The organism is Oleiphilus sp. HI0123, assembly GCF_001635315.1.
In genome coordinates this window covers 1-453 of record NZ_LWGE01000823.1, presented here as the reverse complement: position 1 = coordinate 453, position 453 = coordinate 1, and the positions used below count along the sequence as shown (strand labels likewise).

Below are 453 nucleotides of genomic sequence, written 5' to 3'. Positions count from 1 at the left end.
ATATGGCGCTAGATGACTGGTTTCCGCTGGAAGCTGTATCAAATGAAGCCTGAGATGGGCCAACAGGGACACCGTTCAATACAAGGTCGCCCGTTGCTAGGGCGTTAGCGCCAACTGTAGATCCGATAGCGCCACTATTGCTGCCGCTAAACGTGCCAACTGCCAGTCCCGTGTTGGATATAAAGCCGGTTGTGCTGTCGAGTTCAATCGGGCCTCCATCACTAGATATTAAAGTAAATGTACCTGTATAGACTCCATCAACGCCTAAGCCGACTGATTCGGTAGTAGCTCCGTCGTCTTCTAAAATGATGTTGCGGCCATCTTGTGCTACAAGCTGGATACCCACTGTTGGGTTGCCGTCAAAGATAGCCTCAACTCCAGTTTGACCGGAGCTCAAGTTTATTGAGTTGGCAACACTCTGTAGGTTTGCAATATCCTCTATATTTGCGCTAG

The 453-nt window shown here is 49.2% G+C and carries 1 pseudogene; it reads right to left on the bottom strand.

Annotated features, from left to right (window positions below):
- A pseudogene (locus A3761_RS27295) lies at positions 1-453 on the bottom strand (flagellin); the annotation flags it as partial.